This window comes from Bradyrhizobium sp. (assembly GCF_027451485.1).
Taxonomy (GTDB): domain Bacteria; phylum Pseudomonadota; class Alphaproteobacteria; order Rhizobiales; family Xanthobacteraceae; genus Bradyrhizobium.
The window spans coordinates 1-5014 of record NZ_DAIDJE010000012.1 but is presented as its reverse complement, the minus strand read 5'-3'; the positions used below and the strand labels follow the sequence as shown (position 1 = coordinate 5014).

Sequence of the window (5014 nt, the reverse complement as noted above, 5' to 3'; positions counted from 1 at the left end):
GATGACGCCTATTGGCTGAAGAAGGACAAGGAAGGCGGTTATCCGGCCGATTTTCACCGTGCGCTGGCCGATGCCGGCTGGCTCGGCATCTGTATCCCTGAGGAATATGGCGGTTCCGGCCTCGGCATCATGGACGCCGCGATCATGATGCGGACGATTTCGGAATCCGGCGCCGGCATGTCGGGTGCTTCCGCCGTGCATATGAACGTGTTCGGGCTCAATCCGGTGGTGGTGTTCGGCACCAAAGAGCAATGCGAGCGGATGTTGCCGCCGATCGCGGCCGGCACACAGCGATCATGCTTCGCCGTCACCGAACCCAACACCGGGCTTAACACCACGCAATTGAAAACGCGTGCCGTCCGGTCAGGCGACAAGTATATCGTCAACGGCCAGAAGGTCTGGATATCGACCGCCCAGGTTGCCGAAAAGATTTTGCTGCTGGCCCGCACCACGCCGCTGGAGGAAGTGAAAAATCCGACCCATGGGCTCAGTCTGTTCTATACCGATTTCGATCGCAGCCGCATCTCGGTGCGGGAGATCGAGAAGATGGGCCGCAAGGCGGTCGATTCCAACGAACTCTTCATCGAAAATTTTGAAATTCCACTTGCCGACCGTCTTGGCGAAGAGGGACGGGGATTTGAGTACATCCTGCATGGCATGAATCCCGAGCGTATTTTGATTGCGGCAGAGGCCGTCGGGCTCGGGCACGTAGCGCTGTCGCGCGCGGTTGCCTACGCGAAAGAGCGCAATGTATTCAACCGACCGATCGGCAAGAACCAGGCGATCCAGCATCCGCTGGCGAAGAACTGGATGGAGCTGGAGGCCGCCTGGCTGATGACGCTGTCGGCTGCCTGGCAATACGATCAGGGAGCGCCCTGCGGTCCGGCGGCCAATGCCGCGAAATATCTCGCGGGCGAGGCCGGCTTTCACGCCTGTGAGCAGGCTGTGATGACCCATGGCGGGTTCGGCTACGCGCGCGAATTTCACGTCGAGCGATATCTTCGGGAGTCGCTGATCCCGCGGATCGCCCCGATTAGCCCGCAGCTCATCTTGAGCTTCATCGCCGAAAAGGTGCTGGGCTTGCCGAAGTCGTATTGAGGCGGCTATCTCCTTTCGAAAATCAACAAGCGCACGTTCAAGGATTCATCATGACCCGTCTCAAGGCCGCGCTCGATCCGCGCTCCGTCGCCATCATCGGCGCCTCTGAAAACCCCAACAAGGTCGGCGGTCGGCCCGTGCACTATCTCGACAAGTTCGGCTTCAAGGGCAAGATCTTCCCGATCAACCCGTCGCGCGCCGAAGTGCAGGGCCACAAATGCTACAAGAGCTTGGGCGATCTGCCGGAAGCCCCTGAAATGGTAATCGTGGCGGTGGCGGGCGATAACGCGATCGGCGCCGTGGAAGATTGCGCGGCCCACGGCGTCAAGGTTGCTGTCGTGATGGCCTCAGGCTTTGGCGAGGTCGATGCGGTCGCCGGGAAGGCCAAAGAGCGGCGGATGGTCGAGGCCGCGCACAAGGCCGGCATGCGTATCGTCGGGCCCAATTCGCAAGGGCTCGCCAATTTCGGCACCGGCGCGATCGCAAGTTTCTCCACCATGTTCATGGACATGGATCGCGCCGAAGGTCATGTCGCCATGCTGAGCCAGAGCGGCGCGCTGAGCACGGTGCCGGTTGGATTCCTGCGGCAGCGCGGCATCGGCGTACGCCACACGCACGCAACGGGCAACGACGCCGATATTACGGTCGGCGAGCTCGCAGTCGCGGTCGCCGAAGACCCGGAAGTCAAGCTGCTGCTGCTTTATCTCGAGAGCATTCCCGAAACGAAATATCTGGAAGAGCTCGCCGAGGTCGCCTTGAAACGCGACCTGCCGATCATTGCCTTGAAATCCGGTCGATCCGAGGCCGGCCGGCAGGCGGCGCAGTCGCATACCGGCGCGCTCGCCAATGAAGATCGCGTCGTCGATGCCTTCTTTGAGCAGCATGGAATCTGGCGCGCGCCGGACATGCGCGGCCTCGTGGAAGCGACTGAGCTATACCTGAAAGGCTGGAAACCGAAGGGCAGGCGACTGGTCGCGATCAGCAACTCAGGGGCGGTCTGTGTCATGACCGCGGACGCCGCTACCAACGTCGGCATGCCGATGGCGAAGCTCTCCGCCGAGACCGACAAGAAGCTGAAGGGCATTCTGCCAAGCTTTGCAACGACCACCAATCCGATCGACCTGACGGCGGCACTGCTGTCGAACAGCCGGCTGTTCGGCGACATTCTCCCGGTCATCGCTGAAGATCCTGCAGCGGACGCCTTCCTGATCGGCGTTCCCGTGGCAGGTCCCGGCTATGATGTCGAGGCCTTCGCCCGCGATGCGGCAGCTTTTGCCAAGCAGACCGGCAAGCCGCTGGTGATCGCTGCGACTCAAAAGAGCGTCGCCGATCAATTCGCAGCTGAGGGTTCATCCGTCTTTCCGACCGAGACAGAGGCGGTCACGGCATTGCATCAATTCTTGGCACACCACGAGCTGATGGCCCGCACCAAGGCGCGCCTGGCGCACGGTCAGCAGATTCGATCGCCCTGGCAGCCGGCGGCTGTCACCACCATGCTCAATGAAGCGGATAGTCTTGCATTGCTGGCCGAGCGCGGCGTTTCCGTCGTGGCCCATCGGCTGTGCCGGTCACGGGCCGAAGCAGTCGCGGCCTTCGAGAGCATCGGCGGTCCGGTCGTGGTCAAGGGATGCTCGGCCGACATCGCCCACAAATCCGAACTCGGACTGGTCAAGCTCGGAGTGACGAGCCGCGAGGAGGCCGGCGACGTCTGGGCCCAGATGGAAGCCATCATTCGCAAGCACGGTTCGCGATTCGACGGCGTCATCGTCGCGGCGATGGCGGGCGGTCGCCGCGAGATCATGATCGGCGCGCACCGCGATCCGGTCTTCGGTCCCGTCGTGGCGGTCGGTGACGGCGGCAAATATGTCGAGATCTTCCGAGATACCGCATTGCTGTTGCCGTCCTTCTCGAGGGAAGAGGTAAAGACCGCGCTTCAGCGGCTCAGGGTTGCGCCGTTGTTTGCCGGCGTGCGCGGCGAGCCGCCGATGGATGTCGATGCGCTGTGCGAAGCCGTAATGCGGATCGGCGCGTTAATGCTCGATCCCACCGCCAAGGTCGTCAGCCTGGACCTGAACCCGGTGCTGCTCGACAGCGCCGGCAAGGGCTGCGTGGTCGTCGACGCGGTGGTGTTTCAGGGATAACCGCTGCGGCAGTCGCGAACGCAACGAGGCAACCCCCCAAGGCTACGCGGAACCATCCGCCCCGGATTGCCTCGTCGCATTCGCTCAACCTCGCGCGTCTGGCGGTGGGTGATCACCGCCAGTGGAAGACGACGCTGGCGATGACGATCATGGCCGTCACCGCCATCATCTGCGCGAGTACCTCCGAGGCCGCCCGTTTGCTGGCGTCCTTCATGCCGTTCTCCCTAGACTCGGGCCTGGGTGAACCCGGATTTTGGACGCGATTCATCGTTGCCCGCGAAGGCCCGATGACCGATGGATTTACTCGGAACACCCCTCGACGAGTATTCGCTTTGATTTGAGTCCCCACTCAGCGAACATCGACAAGGCTAAAAGTCGTTTAGCAATAAGGCGGCAATTTGGCTCGCCTGTAGCGGGTTTATGCGAAAGCCAAGGAATTTTGGAAACGAATTCCGGTTCATGTTGGCGGTGTCGTGCCGCCATTGTGGTATCATCAGGCCGAACGCTCGACTCCGATGGACACAAGACCAAGGTGATCAATGGCCCGCATCGAATACTGCGATACTTCGAAATCGAACGAACGTACGAAGGAAATCCTGGCAAAGAACCGCAGCGCCAACATCTTTCGGATGATGGCGCATTCGCCGAGTTATTTCGAACAATACTGCCGGCTCGGCGGCGCGATCCGCCACCGCGGCGAGCTTGATCCGGTCGTGCGGGAGCTCGCGATCACGCGAACCGGGATCTTGTGCGAAGCACCATACGAGATCGCGGCACATAAGCGCATCGGCAAGAACGTCGGAGTTACCGACGAGCAGAACGCAGCACTTGAGAACTGGGAGAGCGCGACCTGCTTCAACGAAATCCAGCGGGCCGCGCTCGCGTTCACCGATGAGATCGTCCGCCTCCGCCGGCCGAGCGATGCCACGTTCAATGCGATCGCCGCAAAACTCACGCCGGCCGCGCTGGTCGAATTGCAGCTTTCGGTCGGCTTCTACATCATGACATCGAAATTCCTCGAAACGTTCGACATCGATATGCAGCCGGTCGAACAGGTAGTGTGAGGATTTCGTTCAGGCTTCAATAACAGCAACGAGCTGTCCTTCGCTGACGATATCATCGACCTTGACCAGGATTGATTTGATAATTCCGGCCGCGGGCGACGCAGCGGGTATTTCCAGCTTCATCGCTTCAATGATGACGACGTCGTCGCCCTCACGCACGTGCGCGCCTGCCTGAACGGCGAGCGTACAAACGCGACCTGCGACTTCAGTAACAATCTCGATCTCTGGCATTCCAGATTCCAAGTTTCGCTATGCGAACGACGTGCGCGTTCGTTCACAGATGCAGCCGACTTAGGTGTTAGTTGTCGCATCAGATTGCCTGAGCTAGCTTGTTCAACAAAGCGGAATTTAGTTCCGCTATGCGGAAATGGGAGGATGGCATGGGGCGACGCTCGGAGCGGCTGAGCAGGCAAGGAGCGCTTGCGCATGAAACAGTCGGCGAGGGCGACGTCATTCAAGTCGTGTCGCGGGCGTTCGACGTCCTGCGTTGCTTCGAGGGACACGAGGCGAGGCTTGGTAACCTCGAAATCTCCAGCCGTTGCGGATTGCCGCGTTCGACGGTCTCGCGCCTGACGCACACGCTGACGCGAATGGGCCAGCTCGTCTATCTGCCGCGCGATCAGAAGTACCGCATCGGTCCGAGCGCGGTCGCGATGAGCACTTCGATAATGCGCGGCTTGCAGCTGCGTCACTTGATCCGCATGCGCTTGC

5 protein-coding genes are annotated in these 5014 nt (G+C 61.0%); 4 read left to right on the top strand and 1 reads right to left on the bottom strand.

Translation table 11 applies throughout. From position 1 onward, the window contains the following. The 3 genes from NEZ08_RS02085 to NEZ08_RS02075 all read left to right on the top strand — a co-directional run. Nucleotides 1–1098: acyl-CoA dehydrogenase family protein (locus tag NEZ08_RS02085; protein ID WP_298102750.1), on the top strand; the 1098-nt coding region annotated here is incomplete at its 5' end. A 50-nt stretch (nt 1099–1148) separates the two neighbouring features. Continuing rightward, nucleotides 1149–3239: an acetate--CoA ligase family protein gene (locus NEZ08_RS02080; protein WP_298102748.1), complete on the top strand. Its 2091-nt coding sequence runs from the start codon at nt 1149–1151 to the stop codon at nt 3237–3239. A gap of 539 nt (nt 3240–3778) precedes the next feature. Then, a complete protein-coding gene (locus tag NEZ08_RS02075; RefSeq protein WP_298102746.1) occupies nt 3779–4303 on the top strand; it encodes a carboxymuconolactone decarboxylase family protein in 525 nt (174 codons plus the stop codon). A gap of 9 nt (nt 4304–4312) precedes the next feature. Here the strand turns inward: NEZ08_RS02075 and NEZ08_RS02070 are convergent, their stop codons facing one another. Then, nucleotides 4313–4534, bottom strand: coding sequence for an acetyl-CoA carboxylase biotin carboxyl carrier protein subunit (locus NEZ08_RS02070; RefSeq protein WP_298102742.1), 222 nt, complete (start codon nt 4532–4534; stop codon nt 4313–4315). Between the two features lie 149 nt (nt 4535–4683). On the opposite strand from NEZ08_RS02070, the gene NEZ08_RS02065 reads away from it, so the two are divergent. Next, nucleotides 4684–5014: helix-turn-helix domain-containing protein (locus NEZ08_RS02065; protein WP_298102739.1), on the top strand; the 331-nt coding region annotated here is incomplete at its 3' end.